23 protein-coding genes and 1 riboswitch are annotated in these 18,792 nt (G+C 37.7%); of the genes, 18 read left to right on the forward strand and 5 right to left on the reverse strand.

Going from position 1 to position 18,792, the window contains the following annotated elements; translation table 11 throughout:
• Positions 1 to 3: 3 nt before the first annotated feature.
• The 4 genes from ACWNMY_RS18040 (at position 4) to ACWNMY_RS18055 (ending at position 4,161) form a co-directional block, all read left to right on the forward strand.
• A complete protein-coding gene (locus tag ACWNMY_RS18040; protein WP_449539639.1) occupies positions 4 to 1,149 on the forward strand; it encodes a GNAT family N-acetyltransferase in 1,146 nt (381 codons plus the stop codon).
• Positions 1,150 to 1,164: 15 nt separating this feature from the next.
• Entirely contained in the window at positions 1,165 to 2,433 is a 1,269-nt protein-coding gene (gene kynU, locus ACWNMY_RS18045; protein ID WP_449539640.1) for a kynureninase, read from the forward strand.
• Between the two features lie 53 nt (positions 2,434 to 2,486).
• Positions 2,487 to 3,239: a hypothetical protein gene (locus tag ACWNMY_RS18050; RefSeq protein ID WP_449539641.1), complete on the forward strand. Its 753-nt coding sequence runs from the start codon at positions 2,487 to 2,489 to the stop codon at positions 3,237 to 3,239.
• A gap of 412 nt (positions 3,240 to 3,651) precedes the next feature.
• On the forward strand, positions 3,652 to 4,161 hold the full coding sequence (locus ACWNMY_RS18055) for a DUF4352 domain-containing protein (protein WP_449539642.1): 510 nt from the start codon (positions 3,652 to 3,654) through the stop codon (positions 4,159 to 4,161).
• Positions 4,162 to 4,224: 63 nt separating this feature from the next.
• Here ACWNMY_RS18055 and ACWNMY_RS18060 read toward each other — a convergent pair whose 3' ends face one another.
• Both ACWNMY_RS18060 and ACWNMY_RS18065 read right to left on the reverse strand, forming a co-directional pair.
• Positions 4,225 to 4,419, reverse strand: coding sequence for a hypothetical protein (locus ACWNMY_RS18060; protein WP_449539643.1), 195 nt, complete (start codon positions 4,417 to 4,419; stop codon positions 4,225 to 4,227).
• A gap of 217 nt (positions 4,420 to 4,636) precedes the next feature.
• Positions 4,637 to 5,092, reverse strand: coding sequence for an NUDIX hydrolase (locus ACWNMY_RS18065; RefSeq protein ID WP_449539644.1), 456 nt, complete (start codon positions 5,090 to 5,092; stop codon positions 4,637 to 4,639).
• A 212-nt stretch (positions 5,093 to 5,304) separates the two neighbouring features.
• Between ACWNMY_RS18065 and ACWNMY_RS18070 the strand changes: the two genes are divergently transcribed.
• Positions 5,305 to 5,649: a n-acetylglutamate synthase gene (locus ACWNMY_RS18070; RefSeq protein WP_449539645.1), complete on the forward strand. Its 345-nt coding sequence runs from the start codon at positions 5,305 to 5,307 to the stop codon at positions 5,647 to 5,649.
• Positions 5,650 to 6,077: 428 nt separating this feature from the next.
• Here the strand turns inward: ACWNMY_RS18070 and ACWNMY_RS18075 are convergent, their stop codons facing one another.
• Positions 6,078 to 7,073 carry a zinc-binding dehydrogenase gene (locus ACWNMY_RS18075; RefSeq protein WP_449539646.1) on the reverse strand — a complete coding sequence of 332 codons (996 nt, stop codon included), beginning with the start codon at positions 7,071 to 7,073 and terminating at the stop codon, positions 6,078 to 6,080.
• Between the two features lie 204 nt (positions 7,074 to 7,277).
• Here ACWNMY_RS18075 and ACWNMY_RS18080 point away from each other — a divergent pair, with 204 nt between their 5' ends.
• Both ACWNMY_RS18080 and ACWNMY_RS18085 read left to right on the forward strand, forming a co-directional pair.
• Positions 7,278 to 8,330, forward strand: coding sequence for a DmpA family aminopeptidase (locus ACWNMY_RS18080; protein ID WP_449539647.1), 1,053 nt, complete (start codon positions 7,278 to 7,280; stop codon positions 8,328 to 8,330).
• Positions 8,331 to 8,351: 21 nt separating this feature from the next.
• Positions 8,352 to 9,053 (forward strand): gamma-glutamyl-gamma-aminobutyrate hydrolase family protein, encoded by a 702-nt coding sequence (locus ACWNMY_RS18085; protein WP_449539648.1) that lies wholly within the window; start codon positions 8,352 to 8,354, stop codon positions 9,051 to 9,053.
• A gap of 208 nt (positions 9,054 to 9,261) precedes the next feature.
• Here ACWNMY_RS18085 and ACWNMY_RS18090 read toward each other — a convergent pair whose 3' ends face one another.
• A complete protein-coding gene (locus ACWNMY_RS18090; RefSeq protein ID WP_449539649.1) occupies positions 9,262 to 9,585 on the reverse strand; it encodes a hypothetical protein in 324 nt (107 codons plus the stop codon).
• Positions 9,586 to 9,758: 173 nt separating this feature from the next.
• Between ACWNMY_RS18090 and ACWNMY_RS18095 the strand changes: the two genes are divergently transcribed.
• The 11 genes from ACWNMY_RS18095 (at position 9,759) to ACWNMY_RS18145 (ending at position 17,924) form a co-directional block, all read left to right on the forward strand.
• Positions 9,759 to 10,280 (forward strand): DinB family protein, encoded by a 522-nt coding sequence (locus ACWNMY_RS18095; protein WP_449539650.1) that lies wholly within the window; start codon positions 9,759 to 9,761, stop codon positions 10,278 to 10,280.
• A gap of 53 nt (positions 10,281 to 10,333) precedes the next feature.
• Positions 10,334 to 10,444: riboswitch (TPP riboswitch) on the forward strand.
• A 66-nt stretch (positions 10,445 to 10,510) separates the two neighbouring features.
• A complete protein-coding gene (thiM, locus tag ACWNMY_RS18100; RefSeq protein ID WP_449539651.1) occupies positions 10,511 to 11,335 on the forward strand; it encodes a hydroxyethylthiazole kinase in 825 nt (274 codons plus the stop codon).
• Positions 11,322 to 11,966, forward strand: a complete 645-nt coding sequence (gene thiE / locus ACWNMY_RS18105; RefSeq protein ID WP_449539652.1) for a thiamine phosphate synthase — start codon at positions 11,322 to 11,324, stop codon at positions 11,964 to 11,966. The genes thiM and thiE overlap by 14 nt, the downstream gene beginning before the upstream one ends.
• 19 nt (positions 11,967 to 11,985) lie before the next feature.
• Positions 11,986 to 12,765: a bifunctional hydroxymethylpyrimidine kinase/phosphomethylpyrimidine kinase gene (thiD, locus tag ACWNMY_RS18110; protein ID WP_449539653.1), complete on the forward strand. Its 780-nt coding sequence runs from the start codon at positions 11,986 to 11,988 to the stop codon at positions 12,763 to 12,765.
• Positions 12,766 to 12,922: 157 nt separating this feature from the next.
• Positions 12,923 to 13,399, forward strand: a complete 477-nt coding sequence (locus ACWNMY_RS18115; protein ID WP_449539654.1) for a DUF2975 domain-containing protein — start codon at positions 12,923 to 12,925, stop codon at positions 13,397 to 13,399.
• Between the two features lie 9 nt (positions 13,400 to 13,408).
• On the forward strand, positions 13,409 to 13,621 hold the full coding sequence (locus tag ACWNMY_RS18120) for a helix-turn-helix domain-containing protein (RefSeq protein ID WP_449539655.1): 213 nt from the start codon (positions 13,409 to 13,411) through the stop codon (positions 13,619 to 13,621).
• A 208-nt stretch (positions 13,622 to 13,829) separates the two neighbouring features.
• Entirely contained in the window at positions 13,830 to 14,540 is a 711-nt protein-coding gene (locus tag ACWNMY_RS18125; protein ID WP_449539656.1) for a TraX family protein, read from the forward strand.
• Between the two features lie 10 nt (positions 14,541 to 14,550).
• Complete coding sequence (locus tag ACWNMY_RS18130; RefSeq protein ID WP_449539657.1) at positions 14,551 to 15,735, forward strand: M15 family metallopeptidase; 1,185 nt, start codon at positions 14,551 to 14,553, stop codon at positions 15,733 to 15,735.
• A 349-nt stretch (positions 15,736 to 16,084) separates the two neighbouring features.
• Positions 16,085 to 16,840 (forward strand): tripartite tricarboxylate transporter TctB family protein, encoded by a 756-nt coding sequence (locus ACWNMY_RS18135; RefSeq protein ID WP_449539658.1) that lies wholly within the window; start codon positions 16,085 to 16,087, stop codon positions 16,838 to 16,840.
• A gap of 108 nt (positions 16,841 to 16,948) precedes the next feature.
• Positions 16,949 to 17,707: a GNAT family N-acetyltransferase gene (locus ACWNMY_RS18140; RefSeq protein WP_449539659.1), complete on the forward strand. Its 759-nt coding sequence runs from the start codon at positions 16,949 to 16,951 to the stop codon at positions 17,705 to 17,707.
• 25 nt (positions 17,708 to 17,732) lie between these two features.
• Positions 17,733 to 17,924 carry a hypothetical protein gene (locus tag ACWNMY_RS18145; protein ID WP_449539660.1) on the forward strand — a complete coding sequence of 64 codons (192 nt, stop codon included), beginning with the start codon at positions 17,733 to 17,735 and terminating at the stop codon, positions 17,922 to 17,924.
• A 391-nt stretch (positions 17,925 to 18,315) separates the two neighbouring features.
• On the opposite strand, the gene ACWNMY_RS18150 is transcribed toward ACWNMY_RS18145, so the two are convergent.
• Positions 18,316 to 18,756 carry a cell wall hydrolase gene (locus ACWNMY_RS18150; protein ID WP_449539661.1) on the reverse strand — a complete coding sequence of 147 codons (441 nt, stop codon included), beginning with the start codon at positions 18,754 to 18,756 and terminating at the stop codon, positions 18,316 to 18,318.
• Between the last annotated feature and the right edge of the window lie 36 nt (positions 18,757 to 18,792).

The raw sequence follows: 18,792 nt of genomic DNA on the forward strand, positions 1-18,792 counted from the left end.
AAGATGGTAGTAAAAAGAGTAACGGATGAACGTTTTTTAGAGGCAATTCGATTATCAGAGTATGCGTTTCGGTATAAGGTACCGAAGGATGAGATAGAGGAACGATATAAAACACTAAAAAAGCATCAACTTTTTGGAATTATTGACAATGATAACCTAGCAGCGAAACTACATTTGATTCCTCTTACTACATACATAGGGAATCAGACATATAAGATGGGTGGAATTGCGGGTGTTGCGACATATCCAGAGTACCGAAGAAAAGGCTATGTAAAAGAAATGCTTATACATGTCTTAGAAAATATGAAATCACAGGGCATGAATGTTTCTATGCTACACCCTTTTGATGTGTCTTTCTATAGAAAATTTGGGTGGGAGCTATATAGTAATCGCTTAAAAACAATTCAACAGGGCAGTGACTTGCTTATGCTTGAACCTGTTGAGGGAGAAGTGAAACGTTATCTTTTTGAGAATGTTGATTTGGAAGAACTTCAACAACTTTATATACAATATGCCACAAAATTTTCTGGCATGCTTGTACGTGATCATGAGTGGTGGAAAAATGTTATAGATGATCTTACGATAGCAGTTTATTATGATTCTTCCAAAAAACCACTAGGGTATTTACTTTATGAAATAAAAGAAAATAAGATGGTAGTTGAGGAGCTAGTGGCTTTATCATTTGAAGCCCGTCAAGGTTTATGGAACTTTATCTGCCAACATGACTCCATGATTACGGAAGTAGAAATTAGTTCGTATGAGAGAGAGCCTTTGTTCTTCGCTCTAAAGAAACAAAAGACGGTTAAACGTGAGGTTTCCACCTATTTTATGGTTCGAATTGTTGATGTAGAGTCATTTTTACAAGATTACAAATTTGTTAGTAACGAAAGCTTGAAGCTTCAGATAACCGATCCTTATGCAGAATGGAATGAAAAGACCTTTGTTATTGAAAATGGAAGTGTTTCTATTAGTGAAGAAAGTGATGAGTCTCTTATACTTTCTATTAATGCATTGTCAACGGCACTTTTTGGGCACCAACGGCCGACTGAATTATATGAGGCAGGTATGATTACGGGGAATGAAGCTAACGTACTAAGATTTGAACAAATGATCCCAAATCAACCTGGATTTATGTATGACTTTTTCTAAAAGGTGGTGTTTGTAATGGACTTTTTAGCATATGCAAGAAAAGTTGATGGTGAAGATCCTTTAGCTACGTTTCGGGATGAGTTCTATCTCAAACCTAATACAATCTATATGGATGGAAACTCATTGGGACTATTATCAAAACGAGCAGAACAATCACTGCTCGATTCAATTGCAGACTGGAAGGAACATGGGATTGATGGCTGGACGCAAGGAAGACAGCCTTGGTTTTATATGTCAGAGAAAGCAAGTGAAGTACTTGCGCCATTAGTAGGGGCTTCACGTGAGGAAGTAATAGTTACTGGCTCGACAACAGTTAATTTACACCAATTGGTGGCAACGTTTTATCAACCAAAAGGGAAGAGAACAAAGATTGTAGCAGATGAATTGAATTTTCCATCTGATATTTATGCCTTACAAAGCCAACTGCGAATTCATGGACTTGACCCTGATGAACATCTTGTACGGGTAAAAAGTCGGGACGGTCGCTATTTGGTAGAGGAAGATATAATTGAGGCGATGACAGATGAGGTAGCACTTGTGGTATTGCCGTCCATTTTGTATCGAAGTGGTCAAATAGTAGATATGAAGAGACTGACCTCCGAAGCACATAAGCGGGGCATTTTAATAGGATTTGATGCCTGCCACTCAGTCGGGGCAATCCCACATTCATTTAGTGAGTGGGATGTCGATTTTGCTTTTTGGTGCAATTACAAGCACCTTAACGGGGGACCTGGTGGTGTTGCCGGACTCTATGTAAACCGTAAGCATTTTGGTGTATTACCTGGATTAGCAGGATGGTTCGGTTCCAATAAAGAAAAACAATTTGATATGGAGCATACATTTACACCGGCAACAAATGCGGGTGCCTTTCAAATCGGAACACCGCATGTAATAAGTCTAGCACCTTTACTTGGATCACTTGACATGTTTGCAGAGGCAGGAATTGAGAATATTCGTGAGAAATCTCTTTCAATGACTAGGTTTTTAATTGAATTAGTTGACCTCGAGTTAGTAGGAATGGGATTTATAATTGGTTCTCCACGTGATGATACCCAAAGAGGTGGGCATGTTGGTTTGGAGCATAAGGAAGCAGCGAGAATTTGTAAAGCATTGAAACATAATGGTGTGATTCCAGATTTCCGTGCACCTAATATGATTCGACTCGCACCAGTTGCACTGTACAATTCCTTTGAAGATGTTTGGAATGTTGTTCAAATGTTAAAAACAATAATGACTGAAAAACAATATGAAAAATATAAAAATGAACGAGATGTCGTTGCGTAAGGAAGCATACCAGAATTGGTATGCTTTTCATATAGAGATTAGGAGGAGTGACAATGGCAATTGGTCCAAATTCGAAGTTCAATACGTTTAAAAATAAAATCCTGGCATTACCATTGGAGTATGGAGAACAAGATCTTAAAAGTGACACGTTTTTGTTGGACAAGGACGAGTCAAAAAGTCTTGAGATTTACTATGCGCCATTTGAATACGTAAATGATGATGCAAAAGTACTGATTGTAGGAATTACTCCAGGACTCTACCAAATGAAGAAATCTTATTCCACAATACTTGATCCCATTAATTATCAACTTAGTGATGAAGAGTTGTTACATGAGGTAAAGAAGAACTCTAGTTTTGAGGGCCCTATGAGGAAAAACTTAATACATATGCTTGATGAGCTTGAGTTACATACATATCTAAACATAGATTCAACATCAGAGCTATTTTCAACTGCAAGTCATCTCGTGCAGACGGCTTCCGTGATTCGTTATCCAGTGTTTTATAAGGGGAAAAACTACAGCGGGTCAACTCCGAAAATGCTACGGTCTACTATGTTAATGCATTACATTATGGAGGGGTTTGCAAAAGAAGTGGAATGTCTTAAGAAACAACCGCTTATTATCCCGTTAGGTGTAAATGTGTCAGCAGTGGTGAATCATCTTGCAGAAGCTGGTTATCTGTCGTCTGAATCCATTCTTCATGGGTTCCCACATCCATCAGGAGGCAATGGGCATCGCCATAAACAATTTGCCGAAAACAAGCAACAAATGAAAAGAAGACTAGGTGAATACTTTGCATTGAACTGATGACTGTGTTTACTAATAATGAGTAATCACCAACTAGTTCAACTGTCAGAATAATAGAAGTAATAGTAATACACTGGATAAACTTAAAATTTAAGCTGTCTATTGGCAGCTTATTCAAATCCAGGTATAAAAAAAGAAATAAACATTCATTTTATAAAAGTATTTTTATTTAGAATTAAAAATATTTAAAATTTTCATATAAAACTAGTAATATTTATCATTATCTGAAGGTATTATGGTAATGATTGTCGAATCTTTATAAATAAATCTAGTGGGGAGGAATATAATCAGGGTAAAATTGCGCTTTTAGTTTTCGAAATATTCTCAAATATTTACATCTAGATTTCCAAAACATTAGAAAAAAATAATCTTGGTAGTTTTATTTTTATAAAAATAGATGGGGGTTGATGAAATGAAAAAGTTTAGTTTCTTGTTTGTACTTGTTTTCTTGGTGATGGTGGTAAGTGCTTGTGGAGGATCTTCAGAAACAGGAAGCGATGTAAGTGAAGACGGAAATTTAACAATAGGTGAAACGGGTCTTTTTAAGACTGATTCAGGTGATTTTGAGGTTGTAATGAACGAGGTTAAGACTGAAACGGGTGATGGGTCTGAGGCATCTCTACGAGGATCCTACATTGTCGCAGATATTACTGTAACAAGTAAGGCTTCAAAGGCTGTAAATGTACAAGATATTTTGGGATTTAAAATATATATAGATGATACGATCAACTGGAATAATGTAGGTTTTGATAAATCATTCAGTTTTGGTAGTCAAATTAATGGTGAGGTAAATGAAGGTGATTCAGTCACTGGCAAAATTATTTTTGATACAAGGAACTCAGAAACTTACACAATTGAATTAGGTGGAAGAACTAACCCTAACAAGCTTGTATGGGAAATTGCAGCAGACGATATCCAATAATTCAGATATAATGAAAAGGATGGGACATTGGTCTCCATCCTTTTTTATATTGCTCGAGGTAAATTAAACACCCATTTTTCTGCGAGTATTGCTTGGTTTTTTCGTTTGCTGACTCTTCAACTTTTTCGTTGAAAGGTCCCCATTCGTTACTCCTTTTCCAGCAGCTGCTTTGTTCTTTTTGTTTTCAAGCTGTTGTTTCATAGCTTCTTGCAGGCTGATTTTCTTTTTCGGTGCTTCAGTTTGATTATTTTCGGTCATAGGAAATTCCTCCTTTTTTTAATGGAACAGTTAATCAAGTATAATCTATTTTGGCGTAATGTGAAAGAATGTAAAGACTGCGGTGAGAAAAATAAAAGAATAACCGTGGTGTGGTATAAAATTCTGAATTGTGATTAGAGCTTTCTCCTGGACCGGGTATTAATTAGAAAATAGGTTTCAAACCCCTCCTTGTTTTGAAAATTTACGATTACATTGTCTATCTATTAAACGACAGTGAATATTGTGTAATAAGCTTTTTTAGTAAAGGATTAAGTTTTTCTGGTAATTCATTTACATTGAAAAATTTCGCCTCAGTCGATTCTAAACCATCAGCCTCTAGGATTCCACCTTTAATTTCGTTAGAAACATAAGCAATTGTCACGGGATAGAATTGATCTCCATTTGGTAAAGTTACAAAATGTTGCTTCCCTGAATAAACACCCACCAAGTCAAGTTTACCAATCTCAATTCCGGTTTCCTCTAAGACTTCTCTTCTACCAGCTTCCTCGGTCGATTCACCTAATTCAAGAAATCCACCTGGAACACCCCATATTCCATCTCGACGTTTTTGTAATAAAATCTCGCCATTTTCATTCAAAACAGCGACTGCAACTCCAACTAATATGAGAGGCTGATTGCCAACAACACTTCGTAAGTCCTCAATATATCCCATAATTCCCTCCTCAAGCTTGAATATATGTTAGTAGACAACACAATTATTTTAACATAAATATCCAATTTTAATATGCTACTTTTCCTACTGTAAGAATTTTTTACGGGAGAAGCAGCTTAGAAAAAGTATGTATAATCGTATAGATTACTAGTACCGTACCTCACAAAAATAAGGTATGATTTACTCAACATTCAAAAGATGGGGTGTGTAGTGTGATTAATTATAATAATAAGACTTTTGTATCTACTGAAAACAGTTCAAACGGAGAGGTTTCCGATAAAACCTATTTTACATATAGCCAAGAAGGAAATATCCTTTTTGCAACATACAGCGGAGGTGAAATTGTAAAAGGTACGATAATTGGAATGGTGAAGGAAGAAGGAAGTTTAGAATTTCGATATAATCATGTAAATAGTAAAAATGAAATAAGAGGTGGAAAATGTTCTTCTACACCTGAAATATTGGCCGATGGTCGAATAAGACTACACGAAAACTGGCAATGGCTTGATGATGAGAGAACGGAGGGTCATTCCATTATTGAAGAAGTGATGATCTAATACTAACTCTATATATAATAGAGCAAGGTTCGTCTTCTATAGCAAAACGAACCTTGTTAAGCTTCTTGTTTAGGAAATTATAAAATTTTTGAACTGTGAATATTTATTTCGACATCTAGTTCCAGCGCCAAGCCCCTCGAGGTGCCCTTGTCGGACTTGCACTCCGAAGTGCTGGCGTCCGCGTTTGCCACAGGACGTGGCAGTCTTTAGTGGACGTTCACTTTCGAGGCGCTTGCGCTTTTGTTCTTGTTTAGGAAATTATAAAAATCAACCTTGTAGACAAGTTGTAAATGAGTTTATCTACATCCAGCTCCAGCGCCTAGCCCCTCGAGGTCATAAGCCAATCCGTCAAGAAGGTCAAAGAGCAACCTTCTCACCGTCTCGTCTTATGCTTGTCGGGGCTGATCAAGGCGCTTGCGCTTTTGTTCTTAGTCTTGAATTTTTATTGCTATTTTTCCAAATTGTTCAGCTTCATCCATGCGTTTCAATGCATTCTCAACTTCACTTAGTGCAAATACCTTGTCTAGGACTGGTTTAATTTTATGCTCATTCAAAAATTGAAGCATCTCATTAAATTCTTCCGTACTGCCCATAGTGGAGCCGAGTAATGTGAATTGTCCATAGAAGAACTCGCGGAGATTTAATTCCACAACATCCCCAGCAGACGCGCCGAAGGTCACCATTTTGCCACCTTTACGTAGTTGGCCAAGGGATTTTTGGAATGTTGCAGCCCCAACCGTTTCGATGACAATATCAGCTTTTTCTCCATTCAGTGCCTCATTCCAATCTCCATTGCTATCTATTGCGATATCCGCACCTAATTCGAGGGCCTGTTTACGCTTAGCCTCTGAACGTGATGTTACAATCACACGTGCCCCAACCGCTTTTGCAAAGAGTAAAAGGAAAGTAACCGCTCCACTGCCTACTCCAGGTAAAAGAACAGTATCCGATGCTTTGACGTTTGCTCGTGTAAATAAGGCGCGGTAGGCAGTTAGTGCAGCAAGGGATAGTACTCCGGCTTCATCCCATGTTAAATGGGCTGGTTTTGGACCAATGTTCTCTGCAGAAATCGTAACTTTTTCAGCGAACGTACCATGGTCCGGTAAACCAAGAATTTCATGTCCCTCTGGTGGAGCATCACTCTTTTCTTTCCAGCCTAGTGAGGGGTTGATGACAACTTCATCTCCCACTTTTACATCCTCAACACCGGGACCAACAGCCTCAATAATACCAGCCCCGTCAGAACCAATTACCAGCGGTGGATCTGTGTCTTTGTGTCTATCTAAAACAAATAAATCACGGTGGTTTAGACCAGCACTTTTCAGTTTTATCTTTACTTCACCATGGTTTGGTTCTTTTTCAGCAATCTCTGTATAAGCAGTTCCTTCAATTCCAGCAATTTTGTGGTGTACAAACGCTTTCATTCTTTCCCCTCCTAATTCGTCCAACATATAGTTCTATTCTAATAGAATCTTTTAAAATTTCAACTAATAGGTATTGCTGCAGGTTCCCTAAGATTACCAGGTTCCTAATAATTGGTAAAGTACATACCCCCACCTAACATTTGTATTCGTATTTTCTCTCATATCTGCCTATACTAATAAAAAAACAATTGGAAAGGATGTAACATGAAAAAGAGTTTACGAGATTATGGAATTCAAATTGGTACATTGCCTACAGGACCTCAAAATAAGATTACAGATGTAAAAGGTGTTAGAGTAGGTCATTCAACGATAGATAATGGGGATATCCAAACAGGTGTTACGGCAATTTTTCCTCATGGGGGAAATATTTTTAACAATAAAGTTGTGGGTGCCTCATATGCTATGAATGGGTTCGGAAAGACGATGGGAACCATTCAAATTGAAGAGCTTGGGACAATTGAAACACCGATTCTGCTCACCAATACGTTATGTGTAGGAGAGTGTGCTAGCCATCTAATTGATTACATGCTTGAACATAACGAGGAAATCGGGGATAGCACGGGGACTGTTAATGCAGTTGTTGGTGAATGCAATGATATGTATGTAAACAATATCCGTAAACGATCCATTACAAAAGAACATGTTCGAGAGGCATTAGAGGCTGCAGATATTTCATTTGAGGAGGGCAGTGTAGGTGCGGGGACAGGGATGAAATGCTTTGGTTTAAAAGGTGGCATTGGTTCTTCTTCAAGAGTCCTTACTTATCCACATGGTACCTATACTCTTGGGGTACTAGTACTCTCAAATTTTGGCGAAATGGAACAGTTTCGATTGAATGGAAATCTTGTGGGACCCATGCTTAAAGAGAAATTAGGTGTAAGGGAACAAGACGGTGACAAAGGTTCAATTATGGTACTAGTAGGTACCGATTTGCCGGTCACCTCTCGTCAATTAAAACGGATCATTAAACGAGCTTCAGTTGGACTTAGCAGAACAGGTTCGTTTATTGGAAATGGAAGTGGGGATGTTTTCATTGGCTTTTCAACGGCAACAACAATTAGCCATGAAAACAAAGGAGAATTGCTTTCTCTAAAAGTCATTCACGAAGAGGATATGGACCATGCTTTTCTAGCTGTGGCTGATGCAACCGAGGAAGCAATTCTACAATCAATGCTACATGCAAACACAACAATAACCCGTAACGGAAGCACATTATTTTCACTAGCTGATTATATGAAAGTTATCTTACCAAATTGACGTTGTGGAGGTTAATACAACATGACGAAACCGATTATTGGCATTACCTCACATGTTGAACTAGATTTTAAACATACGCTGTCCAATGATTACATTCAAGCCATCCTTAAAGCTGGAGGAATTCCAGTCATTTTACCGATTGGGATTGATGAGGATGTTGCTCAAATTGTTGAAAAACTTGATGGACTCCTTGTAACAGGGGGAGGGGATATTGACCCAACCTTATTTGGTGAGGAGCCTCATCCGAAGCTTGGAACGATCTCCCCAGGTAGAGATAGTTTTGAACTATCGATTATTCAAGAAACGCTTACAAAGGATTTGCCAATCCTTGCAATATGTCGGGGAATTCAAATATTGAATATTGCACTAGGCGGGGATATGTACCAGGATATTTACACACAGCATGACAGCCAATTGCTCCAGCATTCTCAAAAAGCTACAAGGGATCATCTAGCCCATTATGTAGAAGTAAAAGAAAATAGTCTACTAGCCACAATTTCGGGAGAGACAAAATTTAGGGTTAATACGTACCATCATCAGGCAGTCCGACATGTACCTTTTCCACTTGAAGTGTCAGGTGTTGCCTCCGACGGTATTATCGAGGCAATCGAGAGTAAGGAACATTCCTTTGTGTTAGGGGTCCAATGGCATCCAGAGTGTCTGGCGGTCAACGGAAATGAAGTGGCTAAGCGTATTTTTACTAGGTTTGTAGAGAGTTGTTAAAGGATAATGTATGATGTTATCGAGGTTTATCCAATGGTCAAAAGTAATATGGAGTTTAACATCTGAGTATTTCCGTATATGTCCAAAAGTCTTGATATAAATGGAGTTTAAACTAGGACTTGTTCAAGATTTATCCAGAAGTCATGACAAAAATATAAATTAGCCCAAAGAAAATGGAGCAAGACCCTGTTAGCAGGGTCTTGCTCCATTATCTCCAATACTCCAAATACTCGTAATTGTCGGTAGGTACTTTTTTAACCACTTCGTTTGCATCATTACGATAGATTTCATATTCACGATAGATTTCTACTTTGTTTCCATTAATTACTTCCGTATCTACTAATTCCATTTCATAGGTTGGAATTAACTCTTCCACCGCGTTTTCAGCATCTGGATTGGCAGAAACTTCTTCATTTGGGGTCATATCAGAAACAACAATCTCATCCTTATACCTGTATACATCGTCTGCCTCCATAATACCGACCACAAATATAATTGAAAGAATGCCAATGGCTACCATGAATTTATTCAATGTTACCAAACTCCTTTTCCTGAGCACAAATTCCTTTAATTTATCTATATGCATAACTGAAAAGATTAGGACAACTAATCACGTCACAAACTTTAGTAAAAAGAGTATGGATATATTTTTTAATAGATGTTACAAAATAAGAGAAACATATAAATCAACGGGAGGAGATGTCTGTGAATTTCAATCTATATGAGGCCATAGAAGTGTTGGAACGTACACCACAAACTTTGGAGCATTTTTTATCAGGAATATCAGCAGGGTGGCTCACTTGTAACGAAGGGGAAGGCACGTGGAATGCCTCAGACGTGATAGAGCATTTTATTGAGGGTGAAAAGAACAATTGGATACCACGATTAGAGTTCATCCTAACTGAAGGTGAAGGTAAGCCATTTCCTGCATTCGATCGTTTCTCACATTTGAAAAAAGAAAATCGTTCAATTGAAGAAAAGTTACTTGAATTTAAAGTGATTCGAAAACAGAATATCCTTAAATTGAAGCAACTTGTTCACACTCAAGAATTCCTTGAGGTGACAGGGTATCATCCAGCCTTTGGAATTGTAAAGGTAAGGGAATTGTTATCAACATGGGTCGTACATGATTTAACACATATTTCGCAAATTGTACGGGTGATGGCGGAAAGATATCGAGATGATGTTGGTCCATGGACCGAATACTTAGGAATTCTTAAAAAGTAACAAGGCTATTTCTAACAGGATGATTGCGAAATATGTTATACTACATTAAAAGTGAATAAAGTTAGGGGAGCTTGCACATGCAGGCTGAGAGTAAGCGAAACGTAGCTTTAACCCTTTAACCTGATTTGGATAATGCCAACGTAGGGAATGTAAGTAAGTATGTATATTCATGCGGTATATCTTTTTTAGGTATACCGCTTTTTTGTATTCATCATTCAGGAGGAATCGAAATGTTTGAACAAATCCTAGTAAATGTGAGAGAAAATTGCCCACTTGTACATAATATTACAAACTATGTAACTGTAAATGATGTGGCAAATATGGTGTTGGCTTGTGGGGGATCTCCAATTATGGCGGACGATCCAAAGGAAGTAGAAGACATTACAAGCATTTGTAACAGCTTAGTCATTAATATTGGAACGTTAAATGAACGAACAATAGAATCTATGATTCTAGCAGGAAAAGCTGCAAACAAACTAGGACGTCCTGTTATTTTGGATCCAGTAGGTGCAGGTGCCTCAACATTGCGGACGAATACTGCTTACCGCTTATTACACGAGGTTCAATTCTCTGTGATTAGAGGGAATATGTCTGAAATAAAAACAGTCCATCAGGGTAGCGGGAATACCAAAGGCGTAGACGCTGCTGAAGAGGATGTAATCACCGAAAACAATCTAGAGGGCGACATTCAATTTGCAAAACAAGTAAGTAAGCAAACTGGAGCGGTTGTTGCAATAACTGGTGCGATTGATATTGTTGCAAATGCAGAAGAAGCTTTTATTATCAGAAATGGTCACCCCATGATGGCTAAAATTACAGGTTCTGGTTGCATGCTCACATCTGTGATTGGTGCATATTGTGGGGCTAATCCTAGTGAAATTTTACATAGTACCGTACTTGCAGTGAGTGCTTTTGGATATTGCGGTGAGCAGGCCTATAAGAATGTGGAAGAGACCAATGGAGGAACCTCATCGTTCCGAACCTATTTGATTGATTACATGAGCATGCTAGATTATCCAACATTAGAAGGTGGAATGAACATTGAAAGTAAGTAAAGAAACGATGCTTTTATATGCGGTAACAGACCGTGCATGGACAGGAAAACAAACACTAGTTGAACAGGTGGAAGAAGCCCTAAAAGGTGGAGTGACATTTGTCCAACTTAGGGAAAAAAGTCTGGATTTCAACATATTTTTACAGGAAGCAAAGCAAATAAAAGAACTTACAGACTCCTATAAGGTTCCTTTTGTTATTAATGACAATGTCGAGATTGCACTTGCATGCGAAGCCGATGGAGTTCATGTTGGACAAGAGGACTTGCCAGTTGAAAAGGTGAGAGACATGATTGGGCCTGGAAAAATTCTTGGTGTGTCTGCACAGAACGTGGAACAAGCTATTGCTGCTGAGAAGGCTGGTGCAGATTATTTGGGAATTGGGTCAGTATTTCCAACAAGCACTAAGCAAGACGCAAAACCGATGACGTTTGAAACGGTACAAGAAATATGTAGAAGCGTATCAATTCCAATTGTTGCAATTGGCGGAATAAATGAATCCAATATTTTGGAGTTAATGGGAAGTGGAGTTGATGGGGTTGCGGTTGTGTCTGCCATTTTTGCAAAGACAAATATTGTTGAAGCAACCCAAGAATTACGAACTCTTGCAACAAAAATGGTCAACCAAAAATAAGAGTGGGGAGTAGTATTTTATGAAAAAGGTACTTACAATTGCTGGCTCTGATTGTAGTGGAGGAGCAGGTATTCAAGCCGACATCAAAACAATCACCGCACATAAAATGTACGCAATGAGTGCAATTACAGCTCTAACTGCACAAAACACAACGGGAGTATTCGGTGTTGTTGACTCTACACCCGAATTTGTAGGCCAGCAGCTTGATAGCATTATGACAGATATCTTTCCTGATAGTGTGAAAATTGGAATGGTTTCTTCTCCTAAAATTATACACAAGATTGTGGAAAAGCTAGAAGAATATAAACCTATGAATATAGTAGTAGATCCAGTTATGATTTCGACAAGTGGAAGCAGGTTGTTAAGTGAATCAGCAATGGATGCACTAATAACAAGTTTATTTCCATTAGCCACAATCATTACACCAAATCTTCATGAAGCTGAAGCACTTTGTGGATTTGAGATTCTTACAAAGGAAGATATGCAAAAGGCAGCAGTCAAATTGGCAGAAACGTACAAAGGTGCTATTTTAATAAAAGGGGGTCATCTTCAAGAAACAGCGGATGATCTGTTATATACTAAAGGGGAATATACGTGGTTCCCAGGAGCACGAATTAACAATCCTAATACTCATGGCACAGGTTGTACGCTCTCTTCGGCAATCGCTTGTAACTTAGCAAAAGGATTAGATATAGGAACAAGTATAGATGGGGCGAAACGCTATATAACAGGTGCCCTAGAAGCAAACCTTGACCTTGGAAAAGGAAGCGGACCACTTAATCATTGCTATGCATTATAATAAAGTATGTAAAGAGACGTGTGAATTTTTGCACGTCTTTTGTTGTGTTTGAGATATTTTAACAACAATAATATCATAAGTTTCAGCAATAGTTTATTGACAAACGATAAATATAGAATTATAATCAGAGAGAAATTAAATAAATGAGGTGCTTTACATGAAAATAGGGTCTACTTTATTTTTAAAAATAACGGTTTTTCTAATGGGACTTCCCGTTCTTGCTATGGGTATATTCGGTCTATATTATTTGGTGAATAATCCAGCCAACCCAGATTATGACCAAATCCTCTATCCGATTGTAACAGGAATGTATCTTTCAGTAATACCGTTTTTCATTGCCTTGTATCAAGCGTATAAACTTTTAAGCTATATTGACAAAAACCAAGCCTTCTCGCAAATGTCTGTCAAAGCTCTTAAGGTTATCAAATACAGTGCAATAGCATTTAGTGGTTTGTATGTGGTAATTTTGCCATTTGTATTTTTCTTAGCAGAGCTAGACGATGCACCAGGTCTCATCATTATTGGAATGGTTCCAGTGTTTGCTGGGTTGGTAATTGCAGTATTCGCCGCTGTTCTCCAAAAACTTTTACAAGATGCGATTAACATAAAATCAGAAAATGATCTAACAGTCTGAGGTGAAAACATGGCGATTATAATAAATGTTGATGTAATGTTGGCGAAACGAAAAATGAGTGTAACCGAACTTTCGGAAAGGGTTGGAATCACGATGGCGAACCTTTCTATATTAAAAAATGGCAAGGCAAAGGCAATTCGATTATCCACTTTAGAGGGGATTTGTAAAGCATTAGAGTGCCAGCCTGGAGATCTTTTAGAATACAGACCTGACGAAGGGTAACAAGTTATTGAAAAAAGGATAGCATTTCAACAAGGTTTGTCTTGTATATCAAGACTAACCTTGTTTTTTTGCATCCGTATATAAGTGAGGTTATAGTTCCTTGTATATTATCTCGTATTTAAACGAAAATATAAAATGAGTTTTATAATATTAGTCGTTAGAGAAGGATCTCCTTTCAGGAACCTGTCTCCAAAAGGTGAGGGATTGAATGCAGAATATGACTGCTCAGAAGGATTTGTCTTCAAATGCATTAAAGTATATAGCGATTATAGCCATGTTTTTTGATCATCTGTTTGCTGGTTTTGTCCCTCAAGAGACAGTAGCAGAGCTGATATTACGTACACCTGGTAGGCTTGCTGCACCTATTTTTTGTTATTTAATCGCGATGGGGTATTTTTACACATCAAATGTTAAAAAGTATATCGAAAGACTGGTTATATTTGCAGCTATCTCTCATTTTCCATATGTATTATACTTTAAGTTACCATGGTGGAAAACGACAAGTGTTATATGGGGGTTAGCGTTAGGATTAATCGCTTTGACAATTGCAAAAAATGAAAGGTTTCCTCTCTTGACGAAGCTGGGTCTTGTATTTTTATGTTGTATGCTTGCGTATCCTGCAGATTGGAATTACGTGGCTGTGTTATGGATCTTATTTTTTGGAATATACCGAGGACAAGTAAAAAAACAAATTATCAGCTTTGTATTAATAGGAATTTTTGTTCATTTCATACCGACTATTCTAAATATGGGTCTACACCATGCGTATCAAATTGGAGTTTTCTTGGCGATCCCTTTGTTAGTCATGTACAAAGGTAGACGTGGTAGAAAATCAAACTTGTTAAAATGGGGATTCTATGTTTTTTATCCCGTACATTTAATCATTCTTTATATTATCAAATACATTATTTTTGCCTAGCGGAGGTACTATGCCGAAAATAAGTAAAATAAATATGTTTGTATTTATATCGTTTGTACTGATTCTAACAGCTTGTTCTCATTCTGAAAATCAATCAAAGGTTGAAGAAGTAGTCGAGACTGAAGAGACAATGGCTACCATTAAGGAGCAGGATCCATTACAAGAATTAAATCCAATTCCTGCTCCAATTCATTATGAAGGGGAATTGGAGTTGCCTGTTTATGGTGCTACGGGATATGCATCTGTAAAATTAAATGTAAAAACTTCACCAAATTCTAACTCTGAAACTATTGAAATACTAGAAGCTGGCACAGGCTTTCAAATAATAGAAGAAGAAGGGAAATGGTGGTTTGTTCAAAATGATTTTTCAGAAGGATGGGTTGATAGCACGTATTGCTTAATTAATCTTCCTGATGTTATCCCGTCTATCATTTATGATAGTAGCAATACGTATGCTTCCAAATTTGTGTCATCTGGTAAAGTGATTCCGGCAATCACCGATCAGGCTTTGTATGAAGGAAGAACCTTTAATGAGAGACTTGGAAAAGAAGAATTTATCGTACCAGTCCTATATTCTATGTCAAAAAAGATATCTCTTGCTCAGAAAGAGGCATTGGCTAACGGCGACTCATTAATTATCTACGAAGGATATCGACCATATTCTGTTCAACAAGCAGTCGTGGATGCCTTGACTACCTTAGCAAACGACGATATGGCTGTGATGGCTGGTATCAACACATATCCTTGGAGCACTGGGTGGTTTATTGCAAGAAATGTCTCTAATCATCAAATGGGATATGCAATAGATGTAAGTCTTGCTAAAGTCGATTCAAAGGAAGACATAGCGATTGGTGACTATTTCGCTATTGAAATAACCGATTACACAGAGTATACAATGCCAACGCCTATACACGAACTAAGTTTGGCATCTATTACGTTTACTACACCAGTTCCATCATCTTCTCCTACAGCTTGGAAAGAGGCCGAATTAGCGGAAACAATGAATGAGTCTGCTATTATACTTCAATCGTATCTAACGGGTGCGGGTCTTACCCCGTTAGCATCTGAATGGTGGCATTTTAATGACTTGGATGCAATGAACGCAACAAAACAAAATCCTAGCGACGGTAGCTATCTCTTAGTTGAATGCCTAAGCGCAAGCCCGGTTAAGGAAGAAATTGATAGAAAGTTATAAAAGAATTATGGAACCGGAATCGATGCTCTGTTTGGAGCATCGATTTTTTTATGGGAAGTTTGTGGGGAGATTCCAATTTCATCAAAGATTGAGGTGATAACTTGGTATATAATACGGCTTTAACCAGGTTAACCCAAAAGTCCAAGAATATGTAGTGTTTATAGATTGCCCTTATACCAATTCTACATAAAAGTAAGTCATAATAGTGTTATGGCAGGTCAATCGATTTTAATTATAAAAGATCCCAATTAATAGGGACTAATCCTAACAGGTTTTTTGAATGATACGTAGAATTAGTAATTATCATATTTGAAAATGTGACGCAATGATTTTGAAAGGAGGAATGTAGTTGAGGCGTGTTGAAAAAAGATACTTCTTTCTTATTGGGTTCACTATATTAGCAGTGATATTACTGTTGTGGTTTCAGTTAAGAAGACGAAAAAGGTGGGCACTTGCTGTGACGGGTGTGCTTGTCATTAGCTATCTGGGATTCTACGTGTACTATCCTACTCTGAAAGAAAACGAGCATGAGGAACGATATGACCTAGTTATCGACTATTTAAATAACAACTATCGGGATAGAGAGTTTACGGTTGTACCTGAACAGTATGAAGAAGGATATACAGTCGGTCAGTTTGATATTAATGATATCGAGACACCCACAGTGGGGGTAACCTTTCGGGTAGATAAAGAGGGGAAAGTGAAGCAAATTGGCACTTGGACCAATCAAGACTATCCAAGGCAGCATGATTTGTGGCAGGAAATCAAATATATCTACGGTGAAACTTATACGTTAGATAAAAAACTTTCCCATATAACTAAGAAAGATGAATGGATGGAAGGTGAACTAACAGCATTTGCATTAAGCATTGATGAAGCACCAACAATTGCTTTATTTACATACTCAAGTGGAGGTTATGGTTTGCTTGAACTTCAACAAGGAGAGCAAGAAGGCTTTGTTTCAATCGAAGAAGGAGACTATGTCTTTATTTATATTGATGAAAAGAATCATGAAGAAATGATTACAATCCATTTGAAGAGTGGAGAAGAGATTAATCTGGATGTCGCCGAGAATAAAGGTCGTTTACTTGTTAGGGAAGGGTAAGTTACTATCACTCTTATTGGAGGAAAATGGTAAAATATACGTATTAAAAGTTGTATAAAGGTTAACTAGTTGCGAAAGTAGTTATATAGAAAAAGGGGGGGCTGCTTTGTGGATGTAAAATTGGTAGAGCTTGATACTGAAATTCTCGAAGGGATAGGGAGCTTTTGTCTCAGGAGCAAAAAGAAATCGGGGGGATATATCAAAAAAAATAAGTGGTTACATCAGAGATTTGAAGAAGGTTTAAAGTACATACAATTAATGGAAGGTGACAAACAAGTAGGATTTATTGAATACACGGAGGCAGAGTATTCCTCTAGAGTCGTTCATGCTGAGGAATATTTGGTCATCCATTGTCTTTGGGTAAGTGAAACGGGAAGAGGATATGGAACCAAATTAATTACGAAATGTCTTCAAGATGCAAGAAGAAAAGGCAAGCAAGGTGTCGTAGTGGTGACAAATCCTAGAACATCCTGGACACCTAGTAAGGATATTTTTTTTAAGAACGATTTTACATTAGTTGATACAGCACCTTTTCATTTTGAGTTACTCGTTTATCAGTTTGATCATAGCAAACCACTACCATCCTTCCCAACAAATTGGGAAGAAAGGCTAGTTAGATTCGAGGGTCTTACTATACTACGATCCTTTCAGTGTCCATATGTAGAGGTTGCGACTGAAAACATCATGGCAGCTGCAGATAAATTAGGTTTAGAGATTACCATAATTGATTTTAATAACAGAGAAGAACTCATGGAGACCTCTCCAACGCCATATGGTATCTTTTCAGTTGTATTCAAGGGAGAACTCATTTCGTTTCACAGATTAACAGTTCATTCGGTAATGAAACGGTTAAAAGAGCTCATGTAACTAAAGCTAGGTAGGGTGGTGTGAAATGAAAGTAACCAAAATAAACATTATAGGCTTTGCTATTATACTATTTTTAGGGATTAGTGAGTACTTTTTTAAAGAGGAACTGTCTATTATTACGACAGGTTTAGGGGGACTTATTGCGCTATTACTTGGATTGATATTATCATCCTATAAGCCTAAACGTGATGCCTCAGATGAAGAACATAACGTTTGAAACTACCTAGCGTATTAGTCTTATAATCTAAATAAAGTAAATAACTCATGAAACTGACGAACATTGTAGCCCTCATACTCCTTATGAAGACCATAACGTATGAAACAGATAGGGGTTAAGTACTTCATAGGCATGATGAAGACCATAACTTCTGAAACATATAGGGGTTAAGTTCTTCATAGGCATGATGAAGACCAAAACTCATGAAACAGATAGGGGTTATGTTCTTCATAGGCATGATGAAGACCATAACGTATGAAACAGATAGGGATTAAGTACTTCAACGCCTGTTGAAGACTGTAACTAATCAATCTTAGTAACATAATAGACTTCATAAGCCTACGAAAATAAAACTTGCATAATAAAAAATCCCCACAATTGTGGGGATAGACTACCAACTATAAGCACCTTCGCATGTATTAGGTTGTGGTTCATAATAACAATGTTGCTTAAATTGCCCTGTGAATGGTTGATTGTACCATGTGGGTGGACATTCAGCATACGGATTAAAATACCAAAGAGCATGTTTGGAAGGATGTTCTCTCCAGAAGTCTAAGGTTTGTTTGGCTAACCTTTTTTCTACATCACGAGCAGGTTGATAGAAAACATTCCCTTTTTGAACGGCTTCGAAAGAATAATTTCCACCTTGCACTTGATATATCACTTGCCGTATTGTCCGTAACCCTTTAAAATCTAAACAATTCGCTTTTCGTCGATTAACAATGACGTTACCCACCATCAGCATACCCTGTCGGCCTTCGCCTTCTGCTTCCGCCCTCATCATCCTTGCCATTAAAGAGATGTCTTGGTCTGTGTACTGTACTCTTGGCACTTTTCATCACCTCTACAAGAATTGTATGAAAAAAGC

It is taken from the genome of Ferdinandcohnia sp. Marseille-Q9671 (assembly GCF_976954385.1).